The organism is Mesorhizobium sp. WSM3868 (assembly GCF_002294785.1).
Lineage (GTDB): Bacteria > Pseudomonadota > Alphaproteobacteria > Rhizobiales > Rhizobiaceae > Mesorhizobium.
Genome location: NZ_NSGB01000003.1, coordinates 216,135 through 239,508, shown reverse-complemented (window position 1 = coordinate 239,508; position 23,374 = coordinate 216,135). Strand labels below are relative to the sequence as shown.

The window sequence follows — 23,374 nt, the reverse complement described above, 5'->3', positions numbered from 1 at the left end:
GCATCAGACTAGACGTCTCAGCGTCACGCCGGCGTTCGGCGCACCCTATTCAACCGGCACGTACTCCCCGCCCCGCCAGACGTACCAAACCCAGCTCTGCCTCGTGAGGTCGCCCTTGGCGTCGAAATCGACCCTGCCAATGACGGTGTCGAATTGCTGTTCGCGCAGTGCCGCTATGACCGCCTTTGGCGCCAGCGAACCTGCCTTCGCCACCGCCTGGGCCCAGACCTGCACCGCGCAGTAGCTCAACAGCGTATAGCCCGCGGGCTCGAAGTTGTCCGCACGGAACTGCTCCACGATCGCGGCCGCGCCGGCGTTTCGCCGCGCGTCCGCCGGGAAGGTGAACAGGGTCCCCTCCGCCGCTGAGCCTGCGATCAGGGCGAATTCCTCGGTAGCCAAAGCATCTCCGGATATGAGCTGAAGCGTGTAGTCCCGGTCGCCTGCAGCGCGAGCGATCAGCGCAACGTCGGCATGATACCCGCCCACATACAAGGCCGAAATGCCGGCGGTCTGCAACGCAGCGACCTCGGCTGAATAGTCGTCCTTCCCAGGCCTGTATGCGTCGTAAAAAGCTTCAGTCACGCCCCGTTTGTTCAGCTGCTTCCTGGTCTCGTCGGCGAGACCCTTCCCATAGGTCGAATTGTCGTGAAGGATTGCAATCTTCTTGTCGCCCCAGTGATCGGCAAGGTAGTTGCCGGCGATGAAACCCTGCGCGTCGTCGCGGCCAATGGTGCGGAAGACATTGCCACGGCCCTGTTCGGTCAGCTGCGGATTGGTCGAGCCTGGGGATATTTGCACGACGCCCGCCGCCTCATACACTTTTGATGCGGGGATCGAGGCTCCAGAGCAATAATGCCCGACGACGAGCACCACCCCGTCGGCCACCAGCTTCTGGGCGGCCGCGACCGCCTGCTCGGGATCGCAGAAATCGTCGACCGAGATCAGCCTCACCTTCTGGCCGAGCACGCCACCCGCCGCGTTGAGGTCGGCCACCGCCCTCTCCGCGCCGCGTTGCCCCTGCTCGCCGATCCAGGCAAGCCGCCCTGTCATCGCAGACGAGACCCCGATCAGCACTTCAGCCCTCGCGGAACTGAACACGGCCGCCAGAACTAGGATCGCTAGGGCGATGACACGGTGCATGCTTGCACCCCCTGTGGACAACAGCTTACGCTAATCCAGTCTGCCCCGACAGCCCCTTCGGTAAGCGCGAGTGCCTCGGGATGTGACGCGAAAACAGCGTCCCGGCGCATCGGCCTGACGCTAGACCAAATCGTGGGGCATGAGCGCGCTGGGCCACTCAAGCCTGTTTTCAAGTCTTGTTTGCCTGCAGGAAATCGCCGGGTATGGTTTGGGACCTCTTGTTCTATCTTCGGAAGCAGGCGCGGGTAAGACGGCGTGGCGCATAGTCCTCTGGTTTCAATCGTGGTTCTTGCGCACAACGCCGAGGCAACGCTGGCGCGCGCACTCGATTGCCTTCTCGGTCAGGATATAGCGGATTGGGAGGCGATCATCGTCGATGACGCCTCCACGGACCAAACCCCCGAGATCATCGCCGGTTATGTTGAGCACGATGCCCGATTTCGCACATTGAACTCTTGCGCATATAGCGCCGCCGGCGCGCGCAACAGCGGGATTTCGGTCGCGCGCGGCCAATGGCTCATGTTTCTGGATGCGGACGATTGGGTGGATGCCAGCTTCCTTGCAAAAATGCTGGCCGCTCTGAAAACCGCTCCCGATGCGGTGGCCGCCTATTGCGGTTCTCGGCGCGTGATGCCCGACGGCGAGTTGACCCCGTCGAGCATCTCAACAGAGGTTGCGATCGAGCCCTTCGAAACTTTCGCGCGCCGGTGCGCCATCCGCACTCACGCGCTGCTGGTCGATCGGAAGACAATTGTCGAGTTGGGCGGTTTCGATGTGTCGCTGCGCACCTGCGAGGACTGGGACCTGTGGCAGCGCCTCGCACGTCTGGGCAAACGTTGGGTGATGGTCGACGAGCCTCTCGCTTTCCATCGGGTCAACGCCAACTCGCTCTCCCGCAATTCGACGCAGATGCTGGCAGATGCGGAAATCGTGATCGTCCGCGGCTTTTCTCCTGATCCCAGGGTCGAACACCCGGCATCGGCTCACGCCAATGGAGCGATCGACGCGAACGGCTGCTCCGCTGCCGAAGCACTCGCGTGGTTCGCGCTGTGGAACGCCGCGTCGGATTGCGGCCGCGGCGCCTGCTCAATCGACGCGCAGTCCCTGCGCGCGGTCCCGGCAGCACGCAAATGGGCGCGTGAGATCGCCAGGGTGGTCTTCGATGGCCTTATGGTAGGAAGCCTGTCGGTGCCAGCGCAATTGGCTGCCAGGTGGGACAGGTTCGGTGGCCCCCTCACCGAGTTGATCGTCGAACTCGGCAGGGTCTGGGACGATCCCGCAGCGGGTCGCCGCGTCCAGTATCACCTTGAGCAAATGCTTCTCGACTCCGACGATCTCGCCGCGCCGCGCAGATTGGCGCGGACACTGGGAATTCGCGTCGACGCCGGAAATCCGGCCTCCACCGAACTTCCGGAAGGAATCGATCGAATTTATGCCTATCTGATGATGGACGGCCGGATCGAGGCTCGCGTGCAGTTCGGCGCGCTCGGGAAAGTGACAAGGAGCCATTGGATCGAGTTGGCCTCGCAGAGCGGCGTTGCCGACAAGTCAAACATGTCTGAAGCCGGGGCATCGTTGTCCATGGCGGAGCCTCCGTCCGATCCGGACAGCCACTTCGGCAAGCTGGCGCGATTGGCCGCGAAAGCGCAGGAACTGGTTCGGTCGAGCGCCGAACCTGCAGAGCCATTTGCGGCACCGCGCCGTAAACCGGCCGCGGATGACAACGGTACTGATCGCACGTCGTTCTGGAATCGCCGTTTCGCGACCGAGGATCCCTGGAACTATCGTTCGCCCTATGAGCAGGAAAAGTATGAGCGGCAGCTCGAAATTCTGCCTGCCGGTCTCATCGGACGGGCGCTTGAGCTGGCCTGCGCGGAGGGCCACTTCACGCGGCAGCTGGCGCCGCGAGTCGGCCATTTGACCGCAACTGACATCTCCAGCGTAGCCGTCGAGCGGGCGCGCGCGCGATGCAGCGATCAGCCGAATGTCGACTTCGGCGTACTGGATTTCTCCGCGGAAACGCTTCCGGGCAAGATGGATCTGATCGTCTGTTCGGAAGTGCTCTACTACCTGGACGATCTCGCTGAGTTGCGGCGCATCGCCAAGAAATTTGTTGAGGCGTTGACGCCTGGCGGCAGTGTCGTCAGCGCACACGCATTCGTGCTCCGAGACAATGTTGAGAGGACGGGCTTCGACTGGAACACATTCGGCGCACAAGCGATCTCGGAGACGCTGGCGGCGACCGAAGGGCTCTTCCTCGAGCGGTCGATCCAGACCGAGCTCTATCGCATAGACCGCTTCCGCCGCCTGTCACGGGACGGCGTGGCGACGGCCCCGGTGATTGATCATGTGCCAATCCACGCGCCCATCGGTGTTGGAGTCGCGCGAAATATCGTCTGGGGCGGGGCACGGGCCTTGCGCCGCGACGTCGCGCGTAGCGAGCGGCGGCAGCATGTCCCTGTCCTCATGTACCACGGCATCGCCGATGATGGTCCAGCCGCGCTCGCCCGTTTTCGGCTCACGCCCGCCGCATTCGACCGCCAGATGGCATGGCTGCGCGCCAATGGCTTTCACGCCATCACGTCCGAGGAGCTGGGATGGTCCATCGCCAACCGTGAACCTTTCGCTGGCCGCCCGGTGCTCATCACCTTCGATGACGGCTTCCAGAATTTTGCCGACCATGCCTGGCCGATCTTGCGCGCGAACGACCTGACCGCGGAAGTGTTCCTGGTAACGGACTTGGTAGGGGAAAGTGCACGGTGGGACATCGACAGCGGTCCGCCGACGCAGCTTATGGACGCTGGGAAGGTGCGACGTCTCGCCGGCGAAGGTGCGTTCTTCGGAAGCCATCTGGCGACGCATCGCGCGATCGATGGTCTGTCGAGTTCTGATTTGGCCGCCGAGCTCCTGCGCTCTCGCATGTTCGTCGAACGGTGGACCGGTCGGCCGACCACGGCGTTCGCGGCACCCTTCTCTGTCACCGACCGACGGCTTGGCCGGCTGGCCAAGGAGTGCGGCTATCGGATCGGCTTCGGCGGCAAACACGGGCCGGCGGGCCTCGATTGCGATCCCATCGACCTTCCGCGCATCGAGGTTCGCGGGGATCGCTCGCTCGATGACTTTGTTGCACGTCTCGAGGCCGCGCTCGGATGAATTGTGAACAAACCGCTTCTGCTTTTTTGTCGGTGTCCCGCCCGACTACCTTGTTCGCAAGTCTATTGAACGACCTGGGACACGGCTGACATCAGCTCCTGCGGGTTTGGCGCCCCAAACATGTATCGCCCACCCTCTGGAACCTCCGTGAAGCTCCAGCGGACCACCCCCTGCCGGTCCAGCAGGAATTGACCGATCAGTTGTCCGTGTCCCGTTGCCATCATCTGCTGGTCGGCCTGGGTCACTTCGTATTGGTCCTTCTTGTCGAGGAATTCGCTGGCCGCAAAAGGATCCATGGGAGCGGGCAACTCGCCTGGTATGTCGACCCGCATATCCTTTGCCGCTGCCATCGAGACCTTGTACGGCCAGTTCGTGTCGTCCTGGGTGAATTCGAGATTGGGCAGTCCAAAAGCACGATGCGAAGCGCGTTCAGGGTCGGAAGCCGCAAGCAGATTCGGCATCGGGTGGTAGCGGAAATAGAGACGCGCCCGTTCGATCGGCGTGTTGACCACCGTCAGGCTTTCCACCCCCTTTTCGCGCAGTTCCGGATCAAGCCGCGCCTGGGCGGCGATATGGCGCCGGCAAAACGCACAATGCAGACCTCGAAACAGGCCAACCAGCACCGGTTTTTGTCCGCGGAAGTCGTCAAGGGCGATCTTGCCTTCCTGGGTAATGGCGTCGAGCACCACGTTCGGCGCACGATCGCCTGGCTGAAGCGGTACCAAGTCAATACGCGCGGACATTGTTCAACCTCCCACCCGGCTAGTCGAGAAAAGGCAGCACCACAAGCGCTTCCGGGTCTAGCCCGTGCTGGGCGCATATACCCTGCGCCAGGGAAAAGTAGCGTTCGGCCTCGGCCAGATTGTCGAGGTCGAGATTAAGCGTTGCCAGACCATCATAGCACGGAAACAGCAGTTGGGGTTCACTCGTTTCGCGCGCTACGTCCAGTGCTTCGTGGAACAAGCCAACCGCCAGTTCCGGACGACCGTTGCACTGGTGGATCTGCGCAAGCACGATCAACGGCACCGGCAGATGCTCGCGCTGGTCGAGTGCCCGGTCGATCTCGATGGCCTTCTCGGCAGCAGGCACGCCCTCCGTTGGGCAGCGATCCGTGAAAGTACAACAAGCAACCGCCAGATTGGCGAGGAGGCGCGCCTGAAAGCCCAAATCACCAATATGGCGCGCCACTTCAAGACCGCGCCGACAGACCTTTATGGCCTGTGCCGGATCGATGGTCGTGTAAAGCACGCCGAGATTGGTGTAGCCGCGGCAGGCCGTGCCCAGCAGGCCGGCGGCTTCGGCCAATTCAATGCTACGCTCAATCCGGCGCACCGCTTCAAGATTTCGCCCAAGGCGAGCCAGCGCGACAGCCTTGGTGTTGAGTGCCTCGGCGGTCACAAGAGTGGCGTCACGCCCTTCCTCGGAGACATGCTCCGTTGTCAGAGTGCGTACGCCGTCCAGCGCCGCGTCTGCCCATTTTGCTGCGCGAGCGTGATCTCCGCTACGGAACGCCTGTCGGCCACGTTCTTGCCACAGCTGCGCCTGCTCGATCGGGGCGTCCGCTCCTTCGAGGAGCGCTGCGGCTTCAGCATAGCGGGTTTCTGCGTTGTCCCGCTTGCCGACGTCCCAGAGCAGCCGACCGATCTTGCGCAAAACTCGTGCCGACGCGACGCGATTGCCTGACTCGCGATATGCCTGCAGCACCGTTTCGTAGTGCTGGTGCGCGACCTCGCGGCGGCCCACCGGGCCGCTCAAATCGGCAATGCGCTCCGCGATTGCCAGTTTGAGCGGCGTTTGCCCGATCGCGCTCAACGCAGTCAGCGCTCGCTCGTAGAAACGAAGGGCGTCGTCGTTGGCGTATATCATGCGAGCGCGATCGCCCGCCGCCTGCAAGTAATGCGCGCCTTTCTCCCGCTCCGTGCTCTGCGCGAAATGATGACCGAGCACGGTCAAATCCTCGAGCCGTTCCGGCTTGTCGCCACACAGCTGCTCCAAGGCGGCACCGACCCGCCCGTGGATATCGGTCCGGCGTTGCAACAGCAGATTCTGGTAGATCACGTCCTGCAGCAACGTTTGCGTAAAGCGGTAGCTTGGCGTCGAGATCGAGCCTGATCCGGCGACTTCCTCGATGATTTCGGCATCGCAAAGCAGTTCGCAGCCGGCTTCCAGCCGGCCGGGTTCGGCTGTCACGGCTTTCAAAAGTGTGGCATCGAAGCGCGGGCCGATCACCGCGGCTTCCTGGGCCAACCGGCGCACCTCCTGGGGCAGCCGGTCGACCCGGGCAAGCAGCATTGCCTGGATAGTGGCGGGAATGCCGGTTGCGACTTCGCCTGCCGCAGTCCGCCATCGCTGGCCCTCGCGCATCAGCACACCGCGATCGATCAGGCCGCGAACGATCTCCTCTATAAAAAGCGGGTTGCCGCCGGCGCGCTCGAGGATCTGGTCGACAAGCCTGCCTGCGGACTTTACCCAGCTCTCACCGAACAGCGCCGCCAGCAGCCCGCGTCCGTCATCAGTGTTGAGCGGCGAAAGCCTGAGCGCTGTGTGACTGACCCGGCTTGAGTCGAGCTGGTCGTTGTCCGGCGCCGGACGATGCGTGACCAGCAACATCAACCGCGTGCGTTCCAACCTGTCCATCACGAAACGCAGCGCCTCGAGCGACACGGCGTCGGCCCAGTGCAGATCTTCGACGACAATCAACAGCGGCGACAACGCAAGCCGCCGTTCGATGATCGTGCGGACTGCGTAGAGAATTTGCCTCCGCAGCTGCTCGGGCTCGACATGCTGCAAGGTGGCATCGGGGTCGCCAAGGCCAAGCACATGGTAGAGCAAAGGCATCAGCCGCTTCGCCTCCTCGCCCTGCAGGCCGAGGTCAGTCAGCAAGCCTGCGAGCTTCGCCCGCATTTCGTCCCCATTATCGCTTTGCATCATCCCGGCAGCGCTGCGCACCACTGCGCCCAAGGCGCCAAAGGATTGTTCGCCCAGCGGGGAGCATGTGGCCTGCCGCACGGCGACGTTGCGAAAACGATCCTCGTCGCCGACGCGGGCGACAAACTCCTTCACCAGCCGCGATTTCCCGATACCGGCTTCTCCGACGAGGCGAACAAGTTGGGCCGAGCCGCCGCACGCCTGGTCAAGGCTGGCCAGCATTCTATGGAGCTCCGCACCACGACCTATGATCGGCGCGCTGAGGCCGAGCGCCTCGAGCCCACGCGCTGCGCGCGGCAACGCAAGCGGTGCGTCCAGTCGATGGACGAGCACACTGCCTGCTTTGCCGCGAAGCACAACATCACCCAGCGGCTCAAAAGAGAAGGCATGCCGGGTCAGCCTGTGAGTGAGTTCGCCTACCAGAACCTCACCCGGTGCGGCCAGCGATTGCAAGCGTTGCGCCGTATTCACTGTGTCGCCGGTCACCGAATAGGATTTGGCGGTGCCGATGCCCAATCCGCCAGTGACGACCGGACCAGTGTTTATGCCGATGTGGAGCAACAGAGGCGAGCCGGAGTGGGGAGCGCTTTCGCCGAGCCGCGTCGTCCGGGCCATCATGTCGAGAGCGGCGCGAAGCGCACGTTCCGGATCGTCCTCATGCGCGACCGGGGCACCGAACAAGGCAAGCAATGCATCGCCGATGAATTTGTCGACGAAACCGCCAAAGTTTCGCACGGCTGCCGTCAATTCCTTGAACAGTTGGTTCTGCAGCGCTTGCATCACCTCGGGGTCGAGCTGCTCGCTCAGTGTCGTGAAGCCGCAAAGGTCGGCGAACAGGACCGTCACCGTCCTGCGATCGGCTTCAGAGACGGGATGCAACCCATCATCTTCGCTTTCGATGTTCGCGAGCAGCGACGGAGTTCGAGAAGGCGGCACAATGGTCCGGCTTGGTGTCGGAGCAGGCCATTCGACGGCTTTTGCCGTCGCACCGACGCTTGCCCCACATTTCGGACAGAACTCGAAATCGGGTGCGCACAGGTAGCCGCAGCTGGCGCATGGCACGGGCTGGCGCCTGCCACACTTCGGACAGAAAGCGAAACCGCCCTCGACCTCGAAACCGCAGCCCGAGCAGTCCATCGAGCAAGACCTCACTGGAGCCATGACGGCGTGATCTCGTCACGCACTTCACGGCCGGGTATTCAGACAAGAATGAACCGATAGTCGTCGGCCAGCAAGCGGCAGCGCAAATGGGGCATCGAGCGATCGGTCCAGGCCCGGTGGCAGAGCGCTGCCGACTCGCGCGTCTGCGTAGCCGTCGTCCACGAAAATTCCCTCTTAGCCTCCGCCTTCCTGCTATTATGGAGCCGAGGACACGTGCCCATGAGCGAAAAACGGAAGCTGGCCGCAATCCTCGCTGCAGATGTGGTTGGATACAGCCGGCTCGCGAGCGAGGACGAAGATCGTACTTTGGCGAGGTTGCGGGCACTGCGCAGCGACCTGATTGATCCAATCATCGCAGTGCACAACGGGCGGGTGATCAAGCGCACGGGGGATGGAGCGCTGGTCGAGTTCCGCAGCGTGGTGGATGCCGTGCGCTGCGCCGTTGAGGTTCAGAACGGCATGGTCGAGCGCAATGCCGGCGTGCCGCAGGACCGCCGCATCGAGTTCAGGATCGGCATCCATCTGGGCGATGTGGTCGAAGAGAGCGACGGCGACCTGATGGGCGACGGCGTCAACATCGCCTCGCGTTTGGAGGGCGTCGCGGCGCCCGGCGCCATCTGCCTGTCCGAGGATGCCTATCGCCAGGTCAAGGCGCGGCTCGACCTCTCGGTCAGCGATCTCGGCAGCACACAGCTCAAGAACATCGCCGAGCCGATCCGGGTCTATTCGCTGCAAGTCGGCAGCGCCGGGACCAAGGCGGCCGCGACCCCGGAAAGCGCGGCGAGCCGGCCCGCGACGGCAGCGCCGCCGAAACTGTCGATCGCCGTCCTGCCGTTCGCCAACATGAGCGGTGACGCCGAACAGGATTACTTCGCCGACGGCATTTCTGAGGACATCATCACGGCGCTGTCCAAACTGTCGCAGCTCTTCGTCATCGCACGCAATTCGTCGTTCACCTTCAAGGGCCAGAACGTCCATGTGCAGGAGGTGGGCTCGAAGCTCGGCGTGCGGCATGTACTCGAGGGCAGCGTACGCAAGTCGGGGAACAGGGTGCGCATCACCGCGCAGCTCATCGATGCAACCTCGGGCGGCCATCTTTGGGCGGAGCGGTTCGATCGCGACCTGACCGATATATTCGCCGTGCAGGACGACGTGACGCAGCAGATCGTCGGAGCGTTGGCGCTCAATCTCACCGAAGGCGACCGTCAGCGGCTGGCGCCCGAGTATGCGCGCAACACGCAGGCGTATGACTATTTCCTGCGGGGCCGGGAGCTGTGGCACCGGCTGACGAAGGAGACGAACGTCGCAGCCCGCGACCTCTTGCAACGTGCGATCGAACTGGACCCGAAGTTTGCCTCTGCCCACGCCTTCCTCGCCCTCACGCACGGGCTCGATTACCTGAACAGGTGGAGTGCGTCGCCGCCGGAATCGATGGCGCAAGCGGAAGAGGCTGCAACGCGAGCGGTGACGCTGGATGACAGCGATCCCTGGGCCCACTGGGCGCTGGCTATCGTCAAGCTGTATACACGACGGCACGATGAGGCCATCGACGAGGCCGAGCACGCGATAGCTCTCAACCCGAACTTCGCCGAAGGGCACGTGATCCTCGGCGAGGCGCTGCACTATTCGGGCAGATCCGAAGAGGCGCTCGAGAGTTACGCCCGGGGCAAGACCTTGAATCCATACTTTCCGGATGTGCTTCTGCATTTCCAGGCTTTGGCATCGTTTCAACTCGGAAGGTACGAAGAGGCCGTTGACCTCTTGCTGCAGCGGCTGGCTCGCAACGTTGTCACCGATGTCTCGCGCGCGCTTCTGGCCGCCAGCTACGGCCATCTGGGCCGTTTCGCCGAGGCCCGCGAGGCATGGCAGGAGGTGCTTCGCGTCAATCCCGACTATTCGCTGGACTACCGACGCAAGGTCTTGCCCTACAAGAACCCTGCCGATTTCGAACTCATCGTCGACGGGCTCCGCAAGGCCGGTATCGTGCAATGACAGGTGAGGCCATGTCAGGTCAGGCCTTGAACTGCGGCCGATCGCGAATGGACTCTCCGCGAATAAAACCTGATGCGAAGCTCAGGTCGCCTTGATCTCTGCCTGGCCGATCTTGCGCCATCGGGCGTCTTCTCGAACCAGTTTCAGGTCGTCGGTCGTCTCGGCAAATGTTTGCAAGCGATACTGCCGCAGCAGATCCGCGAAGAGCGCCCCTTGCGGCAGGCCGGCAAGCTGCTCGCGGACCGAGATCTTTTCATCGATGACCCGCACGCCCCAGGCATTTTCCCGAACCTGCAGCTCCTGAGCCAGATCGCGCTCTTCCGGCGCGTTCTCGTCAAGCGCGGCCAGCAGGATCGAGTGGAAAAGCGCCACATAGCCAATCTGTCTCAGGCCGCCCACAACCCGCACGCGCGGCAATATGGCGAGCACGAGGAACGTGAGGAACAAGTTCGGCAGCAGCACGCCTTCCAGTAGCGCCTGCTTGAGATGCGTTCGCTCGAACGGGATGGAAAGACCATGCGGCCTGTCGGGCTCGATCAGGTGCCCGTTCTCGAGGACGAGCTTGCGCACGCGCTCGTCGCGGATGCCCCAGAAATAGGCTGTGGCATTGGGCAGGAATCTGCCAAATGGTCTCGATGCGGTCTCTTGCAGGGCACGTTCGAGACGCTGGCGCCTCGCGGGCTCAAAGAGCAGCTTGGAAAGAAGGCTGCCGTCATATTCCAGATGCCGAGCCATGGCGGCCGCGGCCAGCCGATCATCGATGAAAACCGGCTTGGCCATGCCGGAACAGTCCCAATTGGCGACCAGATCCTCGTTGAGGGCTGTCACCGCGTCGGCCGCGGTTGCAAACATCTTGTCCCGGCTGGCAAGCAGTGTGCCCAGCCAGCGGCTGGCATCCGTTTCATCACCCACCGCTTCGAGCGCACGCTTGTTGAGGAAGACGGGACCGGCCACGCAGGCGCTTTTGCGGCAAAGCTTGTGGCGCCCCATGCCAAACAGGTTGACCTTGTCGTCGCCGATATCGAGCCATCCGGGCCCCTCCCGGCCGATTGTCTCCATGGTCATCGTCGTTCCCATGAAGCAGAAGAAGGCCGAGAGCCCGCTTTCGACCGCGCCGAGCCAGGCAAGCAGGAGGGCGTCGAAGGTGATCCGGTCCATCAGAAGCAGACAGTGCAGGCCCGACTGAATGACCGGTCTGTGCTCGAACACTTCGAAGGCCTTGCCGACCTCTTCAGGCTGCATGATCGCACCAAGACGCCGATGCAGCACGTCGCGCAGGATCGAGCGGGCAGCGATCGCCGGGTCCGATGCAGGCCTTACCACCGGCCGCCACAGATGGCGGGCATAATCGGAAACCGGTGCGTTCCAGTTCTGCTCGATGTCACGCACGACCTCCGGGCAGAGCAGCGACAGCACAGCCAGAATTTCCACTGGAGGCGTAGGGATTGGATCAGCCACGGCGGTCATCTGTCCCGTCTGGCGGCTCGCGGTGCAAACGCCAAGGGAGACCAGACTTTCTGGATGCCGGCCCACACATGGATCGTCAACTCGATCAGAACGGTGTGAGACGAAGTTATCCTACAGAGCTCTCCATCGGCAACCACCAGTTCGCCAACTCGGCTTGAATTGCTAGATTGGCCAAACAGTTAAGACCGAACAGCCGATTTCAGAATCGCAGCCGGGCCATGCTGAGGAGGTCGTGGTACTGGCCGTCGGTAAAGCCGGCTTTCACATGCCGACCTTCGACCTCGAAGCCATGGCTTTTGTAGAGGCGCATGGCCGGTTCGTTGTCGGCATAGACGGTCAATTCGACCCGCTTCAGAGCGCGCCAGTTGTCGGCCACGTCGAGCAGCGCGCCAAGTATGGCAGAGCCGATGCCTTTGCCGACAAAGGCATCGTCAAGACCGATATTGATCTCACCGATATGCGAACGGCGCGGCGAACCCTGCACGACCAGGCTGCCATGGCCGACGACCTTGCCCTCCAGCTCCGCAACGATCCAGGTGGTTTCCTGGCCGGACTTGGCGATGCGCCGCTCCACCTGCTCCACCATCTCGAAAGGCATCCTGAGCGTGCCCCAGCGGAAGCCCGGCATGTTGAAGATGGCGCAAAGCGCCTCCGCATCGCTTAGCCGAACGGATCGGAGCTGCGGCTGGATTTTCTCGGGGGATGGCGAGGTTGTGCTGGTCATAACGTTCCCTGCGAAGGCGATCGGCACGGTACGATGCACCCTACGTCACCTGAAAATCCAGCCGTCTCTGCAACCTATGATGCCGATTGCGAGCTAAAATACCGAGTGGCGGCGAAAAGTTTGAAGACGCCGCTGATGCCGATCCAGGCGAAAAGGGCGAGCCAGCACAATGTCCCGGTCGCCGTCCAGTCGATCCGGTGCACGGCAGCGTCGGTGATGACGAGTCCAACAATGGCAAGCAGGCCAACCAGCAACTGCGCCAAGCCCAGCACCAGCAGTTCTTCGCGCGGCGCGCTTCTCCAGACGACATATATGCCGCCCGCCCCCGCGAGGAAGATGGCGCTGTAGACCTGAGCGTGGAAGCCATCGACCGGCCATGGCCAGAAGCTGCCGAATGTCAGGGGGAACAGCAACAGGCCGACGCCATAGAGCCCAAGGACTGCCGATTCCACCGGCATGTAGCGGCGCCATGCGGGCCTTAAGGTCACGCCTTTTGCAGAAGGACGGGCCCTGGCCCGCCATAGGAACAGCCCGGATACCGCGACCGAACCAAGATAGACCAGAAACCAGAGCCAGGGCGCTTTGCGCCCGAAGTTGAAATAGCCGAGATTGATGAACGACGCCACCGACACGAAGACGGTGAAGATGAGCGCCATGACGAGCACGAGCCTGCCAGGCGACCAGCGATTCCAGAACAGCAGCGCCGCCATCACGACCATTTCGGCGGTGTAGAAGCCACCAAGGAAGCGGGCATTGAACGGGGTGACGGCCCACGGCCAGCGCGGCTTGACCAGCACGGGCGCGAAGAACAGGCCGGCGCCTACGACCAGGACGATAATGACCACCAAGGAAAAGAGGCGCAGGGTGGCGGGAAACGGCGGATTGTCGGATGTCGGCATCGGAGAGCCCGCGTAGATAAATGGCCATGGATCATCATAGTGCCGCTTGCGGCCGGCGAAAATCCGCCAAACGGACTTGAGCTATCGCCCGGCTTGTCTATTCGAATGGCCGTAGGGTCCGTTTCGAAGTAAAATGGCGCATTCGGACCAAGACCGGTCCGGTCAACACGTTTCGGCGGCGCACTTCTTCCGGAGCCTGCACGATGAACGAAGCTCAAGATCTGTTCTCGCTTCTGCGGCAATCGACCGATGTCGATCCGGCGGCAATCGATGCGATCAAGCGAACCATCGCGGAGGGCAAGGACCGCGAGCTTTGCCGCATCAATGCTCTAGCCTTCGCCAGCAAGCATGGCCTCGATGAGGAACGCGCCATAGGCGCCTTTCTGCATGCGGCGCGCGTGGGCCTCTTCGACATTTCCTGGAATGTTCTATGCCCCGGCTGTGGCGGCGTGCTCGACAGCAACGCCACGCTGAAAACCCTGCAGAAGGACGAATATACCTGCGCGCTGTGTTCCGAAGGCTATTCACCGACCCTCGACGAGATGGTCGAGGTGACATTCACGGTCAGTCCTCGCGTGCGCAAGATTGCCGCCCACAATCCACACGAACTGCCGTTGGTGGAATATTTCCGCCAGATCTACTGGGCGTCCGGCGTCGACCTGCCGGAAGAGGATTTCGCCAAGACGATGGAAGCGTTCTCGCTGGAGGATATCGAGCTTGCGCCCGGTGAAAAGGCTGTTCTGCCCGTACAGCTTCCGTCCGAATTCATCATCGTCTTCGAGCCGGTCACCCATTCAGTGCAGTTCATCGACGTCAAGGGCGAACCGACAAGAGAGCGCCGAAGCCTCTCATTGGTCTTCGACCGCGAGCATGTCCAGAACCAGACGCTGGAGATGCAACCCGGCCCGTTGCGCATTTCGCTGGAAAACAGGACCGACACCCGCGTGCTGCCGACGGTCTTCATCGCCGGCCAGGAATTGCATGATCTCCTGGGCAAACGCCGGCCGTTCCTGACAGCCAAGCGCCTGCTCACCAACCAGACCTTCCGCGATCTCTATCGCACCGATACGCTCGACATCAACCAGCGCCTGAAGATCACTAGCCTCACCTTCCTGTTCACCGACCTGCGCGGATCGACCGAGCTTTACGAGCGGGTGGGCGATCTTTCAGCCTTCGATCTCGTGCGCGTGCATTTTCAGGTCCTGCACGAGATCGTCGCGTCCGAGGCAGGCGCGGTGGTGAAGACGATCGGCGATGCGGTGATGGCGACCTTCGCGACGCCGGATCGTGCGATTGCCGCGGCCCTGAGGATGCGCGATGCCATGCGTGCGCTCAATGAGAAGAGCGGGCGCGAGGATCTGCTGCTCAAGATCGGAGTCCATGCCGGCCCGTGCATTGCCGTGTCTATGAACGAGCGACAGGACTATTTCGGCCAGACGGTCAACATTGCTTCGCGGGTTCAGAACCTTGCCAACGCACAGGCGATCTTCGCCACGCGCGCGGTGGTCGACGACAATCTCACCGCCGATCTGTTGCACAGGAACGCGCTGACGCCCGTGCCACACGAGGTCTCGCTGCGCGGCATCGAGAGGGAGATAGCGGTTTACACGATCCCCTGAAGACTTGGGCCGTTGCGGACCTCAGACGCGCCTGCAGACAAAATAGCGATCGGCGGGTACCGAAGGCGGCAGTGGAAGGCGTTGCAACTGCGGGTGATCGAGCGGCGTGCCGCTGACCGCAATGCCTCCGACGCGAAGCAGGCGCGCGGTCAGTTCGGGGAGCCAGGTAGAGGTCACTGCATCGCGATCTTCATAGCCGGTGCCGATGTCGGCATGAACAAGAGCGGCCTCGATGCCGATGAACCTGCTCGCCGTCTCGCGGATTTCGCCGAGCACGAGGTTTTCAGCTTCGGGAATTGAGCTGGCGTGTGCGGCAAGTGCGCGGTCGAACGCCACGATCCGTCGGCCGGGCAGACGCTCGCGCAGATGGTGGAACGTCCGGCCATTGCCGAGGCCGAGCTCAAGGATGGGACCCTCGATCTTCGCCACCTCCGCGCAGACTTGATCGAGAATGTCGCGCTGTGCGGTCAGCCTGCGGATGAAACTTTCGAGGCGACTCATATGCGTTTGTGTGTCCTGAACCAGCTCAAGAGACCGGCAATGCCTGCGACCAGGATGAAGCCCGAGAGCAACGTGTTAGCCCGATCCGGCGTCGCCGCATATAGAGGCGAACGGTCAACACAGCAACAGAACAGGCCCCCGACGAACCGGGCGGAGTCTGCGCCTTGAAGCGCGGCGGACTGGCGATGTCATTTGTAGGGGTCCGCCGCGTCCCGCAAGCCGTCGCCCAGGAAATTGAACGCCAGAATGACGAGAATGACGGGGAGGATCGGCAAAAGTAGCCATGGATAAAACGCGATCACGCTGACGCTGCGCGCCTCGGTGAGCAGGATGCCCCAACTGGTTATCGGCGCCCGCAGGCCGAGCCCGAGGAAGCTCAGCGCCGTCTCGCCCAGGATCATGCCGGGTATGGAGATCGTCGCCGTCGCGATCAGATGCGACATGAAGCCCGGAATGAGGTGCCGCCGGATAATGCGGCCGCTGCTGGCGCCCATCAATTGCGCGGCCAGAACGTAATCCTCCTCGCGCAACGCTAAAAGCTTTGAACGCACGGCCCGCGCCAATCCGGTCCAGTCGAGCAGCCCGAGGATGACGGTGATGCCGAAATAGATCAGGATCGGACTCCAGGTTATCGGCATGATCGCTGCCAGAGCCAGCCATAGCGGAATGCTGGGGATCGATTGCAGAACTTCGATTATCCGTTGAACGATCAGATCGAAGATGCCGCCGTGATAGCCGGCCAGTCCGCCGATGACTATACCGAGCAGGAAGCTGAAACTGATGCCGACGAGGCCGATCGTCAGTGAAATGCGTGCACCATAGATGATGCGCGAGAGCACATCGCGCCCCAACCTGTCAGTGCCGGCCAGAAAGAGCTGGCCGTTTTCGGCAGGGCAGACAAAATGCCTGTGACCTTCGATCAGGCCCCAGAACCGGTAGCTGTCGCCCTTGCAGAAGAAACGGATCCGCTGAACATCATCCTGTTGGTCGATGTAGTTCCGCTTCAGCGTGTCCATATCCAGCGTCATTTGGCGGCCGTAGACGAACGGCCCGACGAACTGGCCGTTGTGGAACAGGTGCACCCGCTGCGGCGGCGCATAGATGTAGTCCATGTTGCGCGTGTGCAGATTGTAGGGCGCCAGGAACTCGCAGATCAGTATCGCGAAATAGAGCACCGCCAGGAATATGCCGGATACAAGAGCAAGCCGGTGCCGTCGAAATTTCCACCACATCAGCCGCGACTGCGACGCCTGAAAGACCTTCGACTGCTCCGGCGTCATTGCCTCGACCGACTGCAGGTCAAAGGGCGCGATGGAAACATAGTGTTGCAGCGGAGCACCCGGAGCGGGAAGTGGCGATTGCGTGTTCATTTGGTACTGCCGCCCTGCAAACGAATTCGTGGATCAAGCAGTGCCAGCGCCAGATCGGAAATCAGCACGCCGATGACCGTCAGGAAGGCAAGGAACATCAGGAACGACCCTGCCAGATACATGTCCTGGCTTTGCAGCGCCTTGATCAGCATCGGCCCGGTCGTTTCCAAAGACAGCACGATCGCCGTGATTTCGGCGCCGGAGATGATGGCCGGCAGGATAGAGCCGATGTCCGAAATGAAGAAATTGAGCGCCATGCGCAGCGGGTATTTGACCAGGGTCCTGAAGGGATGAAGGCCCTTGGCGCGCGCGGTCACTACATATTGCTTGTGAAGCTCATCGAGCAGATTGGCGCGCAGCCGCCGGATCATGCTTGCCGTGCCCCCGGTGCCGATGATCAAGACCGGGATCCAGAGATGGGCGAGGATCGACTTCGCCTTGGCCCAGCTCATCGGCTCGCCGAGATATTGCTGGTCCATGAGATGGCCGACGGACGTGCCGAACCAGATATTGGCGAAATACATCAGGATCAGCGCCAGCATGAAGTTCGGGATGGCAAGGCCGAGAAGGCCGAAGAAAGTCAGGCCGTAGTCGCCCCAGCTGTATTGATGCGTGGCCGAGTACATGCCGATCGGAAAGGCGATGAGCCAGGTGAAGAGGATTGTCACGAAGGAAACCAGCACGGTCAGCCACATTCGGTCCCCGATCACGTCGCGAACCGGCAGCTCATATTCGAAGGAATAGCCGAAATCGCCGTGCAGCATCCCGCCGACCCAGTAGAAGTAGCGAATGACCGGCGGCTTGTCGAAACCATAGTCCTTCCGCATCATCTCGATGCGGTCGGAATCCACCGCTTCGCCCTGAGCCCGAAGCTCGGCAACATAGCTGTCGAAATAGTCGCCTGGGGGAAGTTCGATGATCGTGAACACAAGCGCCGATATGATCAGCAGCGTTGGAACCATTACGGCGAGGCGCCAGACAATATATCGAAGCACGCTCAGGACTCTCCAAGCCAAAATGTATCGGGCATGTAGACACCGAAATAGGCGGTCGGGTCGTAGCCGTAGAGCGCCTTGTCAGGCAGATTGCGCAGCCGCGAGGAGGCCAGAACCGGCTGATATGTTCCGTTCACCGTGCCGATCGAAAACACCTGATCGGTGTAGATCGACAGCATTGAATTCCAGATTTCAGCGCGCTCCGTGGCTTCGGTCGATGCGTTCCAGCGCTTGAGTAAGGTCATCAACTCGACCACAGGCGGAAGATCGGGCGCCTCGCCGAGCCTGCCACGAGACAAGTAGTGAGCACCCCAGAGCGGCCATTGCAGTTGGTCGTCAATGGTGGGGGCCAGCTGGTACGGGTTCATATCGGCGGTCGGCACGCCATTGTCGATGCCTGACCACATCGACATCATGATCTGGCCGCCAAGCGCGCGACTGCGAAAGATGTCGCGCTGCGAAGTCCGGATGAACAGGGCGATACCGATCTGGCGCCAGTGATCGCTGATGAGCTCGAGCGCATCCGTTTCCAGCGTGCTTTCGCCGGCCGTTTCCACGACGATCTGCGCCGGGCGTCCATCGGGAAGTATCCGCAGGCCGTCATTGTCACGCGTCTGAAGCCCGACCTCGTCGAGTAGGCCATCGGCCTGATCAGGATCGTAGGTGACCCAGGCTTTCGCGAATTCGGGCCGGTAGAGCGGGCTCTCCGGCAGGACCGTATCGGCACTTTCCTGCGCCAATCCATAGAACACGGCCATATTGATCTCGCGCCTGTGCACAGCGAGCGACAGTGCTCGACGCACGCGCACGTCGCGAAAAAGGCCACGCCAGACCTGGTCGGCACAATTCAGATTGGGCAGCAGCGCCAGTCGCGAACCCTGTGTGCGTTTCCAGAGATGCATCTTGACCGGGTAGCGCTTCTCCGCGTCCTTCAGGAAGGAGTAATCGCTGAAATCAATTCCCATGCATTGCAGGTCGCTCTCGCCCGCGCCGGTCTTGGCGGAAATAATCGCCGACGAGCTCACATTCATGACAATCCGGTCAACATAGGGCAGTTGCCGGCCATTCTCGTCTATGCGGTGAAAGAACGGATTGCGCTCGAAGACGAACTGCTCAGCCGGCGGCTTGGTCCGGTTCCGCCAGGGATCGAGCGTCGGCAGTTCCGGGTTCTCCGGGCGATACTGCCGCGACATGCGGATATGCAGGAGCGTCCATTTCTTGGCCCTGTTCTCCTCCATCAGGCCGGCGAGCCGGAATGGATCCTGGTATTTCTTGTGGAACTGCTTGAGATAGGCGGCCGGCAGAACAAGCGATAGCGGCGAAGCAGCAGCGAGCTTGGGCAGGAAGTCGGGATTCGGCGCATCCCAGGTATAACGGACCGTCAACGGATCGACGATCTCGAAGCGTGGCGGTTTGCCGTCGGCCAGCAGGGCCGGGGCGAGCCCGCCTTGCGAAAGTTCGTCGTTCAGCCAGACATCTTCCCAGCAATAGCGAAAATCCTCCGGCGTCAGCAGGCTACCGTCAGACCATTTATGTCCTTCCCGTATCTTGAAGGTGAAGACGCGATCGTCTGCCACCTCGAAACTTTCAAGAATGTCGGCTTGCAAGTTGAGCTTTTCGTCATAGCCGACGAGGCGAGCATATCCGTAGATCGTCATCATCCGGATATCTTTCTGACTGCCGATGATCGTGCGCAGCGTGCCGCCATACTGGCCGGGCTGCCGCCCCATCGCAGCGAGATTCAACACGCGCGGGCTCTTGGGCAAGCGCTCGGAGAGTGCCGGCAGGGCCAGGGCCTTCAGCAGCGGCTGAAGAAATTCCGGCTCCAGATCGCCTGCGCGCAACGTGCCCGGCACAAACGCCGAAGCCATGAGTCCAAGGACGGTGCGCCGGCTGATCAATGGCGTAGCTCGCTGGCATCGGCCGAACGTCGGGCCAGCACCAGGTGACCGCCACCAAGATCGAGCGGCGACAGTACATCCTCGTCGCCCTCGTCGCGGAATTGCGGTCCCCATGCGCTGGTGTCGGAAGCGCCGCTGAGCTTCAGCGTCTTGAAATCCATCGGCCTGTCGAGGTCGGGGAAAGGTACTGCGGCGACGAGTGAGCGCGTGTAGGGGTGGATCGGTTTCCTCAGCAGAGTTTCGCGTGGCGCAAGCTCGACGATACGCCCGCCGCACATCACCGCGATTCGGTCTGCCATGTAGTCCACCACCGCCAGATTGTGCGATATGAACAGGTAGGTCAGGCCCAGTTCCTTCTGCAGGTCCTTCAGCAGGTTCAAGATCTGCGCCTGGACAGAGACGTCGAGCGCCGAAACCGGCTCGTCGCAGATCAGCAGTTCAGGGCCCAGCGCCAACGCGCGCGCGATGCCGATACGCTGACGCTGCCCGCCGGAGAAACTGTGCGGATAGCGCTTGATGAAGCGCGGATCGAGCCCGATCGCCTGCATCAGGCTCTTGACGGTGGCGAGTCGGGACGCGGCATCGCCACGTTGATGAATCTCCAGCGGCTCGCTCAGGATGTTCTCCACCGTCATGCGAGGTGACAGCGATGAAACCGGATCCTGGAAGACCATCTGGATTTTCGCGCGCAGCATGCGCAGGGCGTCTCCCTCGCCTTGCAAGACGTCGATCGCTCCATCGCGGCCGTTGAACGTCACAGAGCCGCCGCTAGGGGTGATAGCCCGCATAAGGATCTTGCTGACCGTGGTTTTGCCGGAGCCGCTTTCGCCGACCAGCCCCAGGCACTCGCCCCGCCTGATATCGAAGCTCACGCCGCCCACGGCGCGAACCGTGGTTTGATGATCCCCGCCGAACAATCCGGACTTGCGGATTGTGAAGGTCTTTTTCAGATCCCTGACCGACAACAGGATATCGTCTGGCCCCTTCGACGGCGGCGCCGTCTGTTTGCCGAGCAGGTTCTCGACATTCACCGGCACCTCGCGCAGCGCCTTTAGCCTTTCGCCAGGCTTCAGGTCAAAATGCGGAACGGCCGCCATCAGGCCCTTCAGGTAAGGGTGACCTGGTCGGCGGAATATCGCCTCGACAGGTCCCGCTTCCATGATCTCGCCATGGTACATGACCACCACCTCGTCGGCGACGTTGGCGACCACGCCAAGGTCGTGGGTGATCAGCAGCATCGCCATGTTTAGCTTGGTCTGAAGGCCGCGCAGCAAATGGAGGATTTGCGCCTGGATGGTGACGTCCAACGCCGTCGTCGGCTCGTCGGCGATCAACAGGGCGGGCCGGCAGATAAGCGCCATGGCGATCATGGCGCGCTGACGCAATCCTCCTGAAAGCTCAAAGGGATACATATCATAGGCGCGTTTGGGATTCGGAAAGCCGACAAGACCGAGCATTTCTTCGGTCCGCGCCTTGCGCTCCGCCCGAGCCATGCGGGTATGAATCTCCAAGGATTCGCTGACCTGGTTGCCGATTGTGTGCAGAGGCGACAGCGATGTCATCGGCTCCTGAAAGATCTTGCCGATGCGGCTGCCTCTCAATGCCCGGATTTCGGGTCCGTCACGCGGCATCTTCAGGATATCTTGCGTCGTGCCGGGCCTTTCAGGATCGGAGAATAGGATACGGCCGCGAACATGGGCTGATCCCGGCAAAATGCCCATCACTGCCTGGCTGAGAACCGATTTTCCGGAGCCGGACTCGCCCACAAGCGCGGTAACCTTGCCGGGCAGGACGCGAAGATTTGCGCGCCTGACGGCATGCAACGGTCCGCCGATGATGGCAAAAGAGATGCCAACATCCTCGATCCGCAGCAGATCAACACCCGAATTCATTCCACACCAGCCCCAATCTGGCAGGTTCGGAAGCGAGACTAACCTATTGCCAGCTTAGAGCAACTTGGATTCGGAACGGTCGCCAGTGGCGTAACCGGCGAGCGGACTGTCTACCTGGGGCATTCCGATCAGGTCGTGGCGGTTACTGGAGCTTGCTCGGGTCGCCCGCCGACAGCCGCGCGGCATCGCGGTGAAGCAGCATGACCTGCTCGGCGTCCGATCTTCGGTCATAAACCGGCTCCAGCGCACCGTCTTCATCGACTGCGAGAGCACCCGACAGATCGGGTGAGAGCACCGTCAGCTTCTGCTTGATGCCAGCCAGTTCCTCGCTGCCGAGCGTCAGCCAGTTGCTGGCGCCGCAATAGCTGGCGAATTCCTTGCTGGCGAGAATGCTGTGCGGATATTTCTTGGTCAGTACCTGGAGGCGCTGGACCTCGTTTACAGCCGAGCCGAAGACGGAGAATGTGAGCCGGTCGGTAAGCCCGACATTGCCGAACATCACATTGCCGACATGTAGGCCGATACCAAATTTTATGTCGGTTAGCCCCTTTTCCTTTCTGCGCAGATTGAGATCCGTCACGCGCGCTGTGGCGCTGCGCGCTGCCGCAAGAGCAGCCTGGCAGGCGATCTCGGACTGCGAGCGATGCCTTTCGCAAGGGTAAACGGCGATGAAGCCATCCCCGATGAAACTCATGATTTGCCCACCTTTGCGATTGAAAGGTGCAGCAACGGCGTCGAAAAACTGGTTCAGCGTATCGATATAGATTTCACGGCCGGAGGTTTCGGCAAGCCTTGACGACCCGCGCATGTCGCCCATGACCAGCGCGGCCCGGATTGTATCGCCCTCGCCGCGCTTGATCTGACCGTCAAGCACGCGCCTGCCGGCGTCGCCGCCGAGATAAGTGGTCATCATGTTGTCGGCGAGCTTGGTGAGCACCGCCATCTTGGTTGCCATAGCGAGATGGTTCTGGATGCGCAGCAGCGCCGAAATCATGCTGTCGCTGAACCCTGCGGCACTGTCGGTGGACCAGGACCCCATCATGCCCTGACTGGCGTTGCCGTTGAAGGAATGCACGAAAGCCAAATAGTCGGTGACGCCTATAAGCCTGAGATCATCGAAAACAGGAAACTCCGATGGCAGCGACGGGTCGAGCCGGCGTCGCAGGTGGTCGAGCTTGTTGCTGAGCAGATGATAGTATGGGCTGGTCAGGAACCTGTCGGACGGCGCGCCGGGCTCATTGCGGAAGCTTTCGATTTCTAAGCCTCGGCCGCGAACCCAGGTGAAGCCAAGCGCATCATAAAGCGGATGAAGCATCGAAAAGCTCAAATGCACCCGCTTCAACGGCAGGCCGGCAGCAGCCAGCCGTTCGCAAAAGCCTTTTACCAATGTTTCCAGGTCGTTGCCGGCAAGTACCGATTGGTTCAGCCAATCGGCTACCTTATCCATGAGGATGGTGGAAATTTCTGCTTGCGTTGTGCTCATGCTATCTCGAAACTCCTCGAAGACGAGGCATTGTCGTTTGATCCGCCCACAACACAGTCCGCCAACGACCCCAAGAAGAGATCCCCGAAGTCAATCAAGCCAGCTTTGGCAGGAAAAGCCGGCGAAGAACTTCGCAACTGGCTGTCCGT

Annotated in this window: 15 protein-coding genes; 3 read left to right on the top strand and 12 right to left on the bottom strand. The window is 61.7% G+C overall.

Features of this window, described 5'->3' with window-relative positions; all coding sequences use genetic code 11:
* Positions 1-45 precede the first annotated feature (45 nt).
* Positions 46-1,140 (bottom strand): branched-chain amino acid ABC transporter substrate-binding protein, encoded by a 1,095-nt coding sequence (locus CK221_RS07310; RefSeq protein ID WP_066994132.1) that lies wholly within the window; start codon positions 1,138-1,140, stop codon positions 46-48.
* A 255-nt stretch (positions 1,141-1,395) separates the two neighbouring features.
* On the opposite strand from CK221_RS07310, the gene CK221_RS07305 reads away from it, so the two are divergent.
* Positions 1,396-4,293 carry a trifunctional glycosyltransferase/class I SAM-dependent methyltransferase/polysaccharide deacetylase gene (locus tag CK221_RS07305; protein WP_095777251.1) on the top strand — a complete coding sequence of 966 codons (2,898 nt, stop codon included), beginning with the start codon at positions 1,396-1,398 and terminating at the stop codon, positions 4,291-4,293.
* A gap of 62 nt (positions 4,294-4,355) precedes the next feature.
* Here CK221_RS07305 and CK221_RS07300 read toward each other — a convergent pair whose 3' ends face one another.
* Positions 4,356-5,036 (bottom strand): redoxin domain-containing protein, encoded by a 681-nt coding sequence (locus tag CK221_RS07300; protein WP_095777250.1) that lies wholly within the window; start codon positions 5,034-5,036, stop codon positions 4,356-4,358.
* Between the two features lie 19 nt (positions 5,037-5,055).
* Positions 5,056-8,358, bottom strand: coding sequence for an adenylate/guanylate cyclase domain-containing protein (locus tag CK221_RS07295; protein ID WP_143749028.1), 3,303 nt, complete (start codon positions 8,356-8,358; stop codon positions 5,056-5,058).
* Between the two features lie 243 nt (positions 8,359-8,601).
* On the opposite strand from CK221_RS07295, the gene CK221_RS07285 reads away from it, so the two are divergent.
* Positions 8,602-10,374, top strand: a complete 1,773-nt coding sequence (locus CK221_RS07285) for an adenylate/guanylate cyclase domain-containing protein (protein ID WP_095777249.1) — start codon at positions 8,602-8,604, stop codon at positions 10,372-10,374.
* A gap of 81 nt (positions 10,375-10,455) precedes the next feature.
* On the opposite strand, the gene CK221_RS07280 is transcribed toward CK221_RS07285, so the two are convergent.
* The 3 genes from CK221_RS07280 to CK221_RS07270 all read right to left on the bottom strand — a co-directional run bounded on the left by CK221_RS07280 (position 10,456) and on the right by CK221_RS07270 (position 13,464).
* A complete protein-coding gene (locus CK221_RS07280; RefSeq protein WP_095777248.1) occupies positions 10,456-11,841 on the bottom strand; it encodes a hypothetical protein in 1,386 nt (461 codons plus the stop codon).
* Between the two features lie 199 nt (positions 11,842-12,040).
* Positions 12,041-12,565 carry a GNAT family N-acetyltransferase gene (locus CK221_RS07275; RefSeq protein ID WP_095777247.1) on the bottom strand — a complete coding sequence of 175 codons (525 nt, stop codon included), beginning with the start codon at positions 12,563-12,565 and terminating at the stop codon, positions 12,041-12,043.
* 74 nt (positions 12,566-12,639) lie between these two features.
* Positions 12,640-13,464 (bottom strand): hypothetical protein, encoded by an 825-nt coding sequence (locus tag CK221_RS07270; protein WP_095777246.1) that lies wholly within the window; start codon positions 13,462-13,464, stop codon positions 12,640-12,642.
* A gap of 203 nt (positions 13,465-13,667) precedes the next feature.
* Here CK221_RS07270 and CK221_RS07265 point away from each other — a divergent pair, with 203 nt between their 5' ends.
* Positions 13,668-15,083: an adenylate/guanylate cyclase domain-containing protein gene (locus CK221_RS07265; RefSeq protein WP_066994105.1), complete on the top strand. Its 1,416-nt coding sequence runs from the start codon at positions 13,668-13,670 to the stop codon at positions 15,081-15,083.
* Positions 15,084-15,104: 21 nt separating this feature from the next.
* On the opposite strand, the gene CK221_RS07260 is transcribed toward CK221_RS07265, so the two are convergent.
* The 6 genes from CK221_RS07260 to CK221_RS07235 all read right to left on the bottom strand — a co-directional run bounded on the left by CK221_RS07260 (position 15,105) and on the right by CK221_RS07235 (position 23,225).
* Positions 15,105-15,584 (bottom strand): class I SAM-dependent methyltransferase, encoded by a 480-nt coding sequence (locus CK221_RS07260; RefSeq protein WP_067326330.1) that lies wholly within the window; start codon positions 15,582-15,584, stop codon positions 15,105-15,107.
* Positions 15,585-15,772: 188 nt separating this feature from the next.
* Entirely contained in the window at positions 15,773-16,954 is a 1,182-nt protein-coding gene (locus CK221_RS07255) for an ABC transporter permease (protein ID WP_095777245.1), read from the bottom strand.
* On the bottom strand, positions 16,951-17,949 hold the full coding sequence (locus CK221_RS07250; RefSeq protein WP_066994096.1) for an ABC transporter permease: 999 nt from the start codon (positions 17,947-17,949) through the stop codon (positions 16,951-16,953). The genes CK221_RS07255 and CK221_RS07250 overlap by 4 nt, the downstream gene beginning before the upstream one ends.
* Positions 17,950-17,951: 2 nt before the next feature.
* On the bottom strand, positions 17,952-19,850 hold the full coding sequence (locus CK221_RS07245; protein WP_095777244.1) for an ABC transporter substrate-binding protein: 1,899 nt from the start codon (positions 19,848-19,850) through the stop codon (positions 17,952-17,954).
* The gene (locus tag CK221_RS07240) at positions 19,847-21,742 is read right to left on the bottom strand and encodes an ABC transporter ATP-binding protein (RefSeq protein ID WP_095777243.1); all 1,896 of its coding nucleotides are present in this window, start codon (positions 21,740-21,742) and stop codon (positions 19,847-19,849) included. The genes CK221_RS07245 and CK221_RS07240 overlap by 4 nt, the downstream gene beginning before the upstream one ends.
* 142 nt (positions 21,743-21,884) lie before the next feature.
* Positions 21,885-23,225, bottom strand: coding sequence for an adenylate/guanylate cyclase domain-containing protein (locus CK221_RS07235; RefSeq protein ID WP_067326319.1), 1,341 nt, complete (start codon positions 23,223-23,225; stop codon positions 21,885-21,887).
* Positions 23,226-23,374 lie beyond the last annotated feature (149 nt).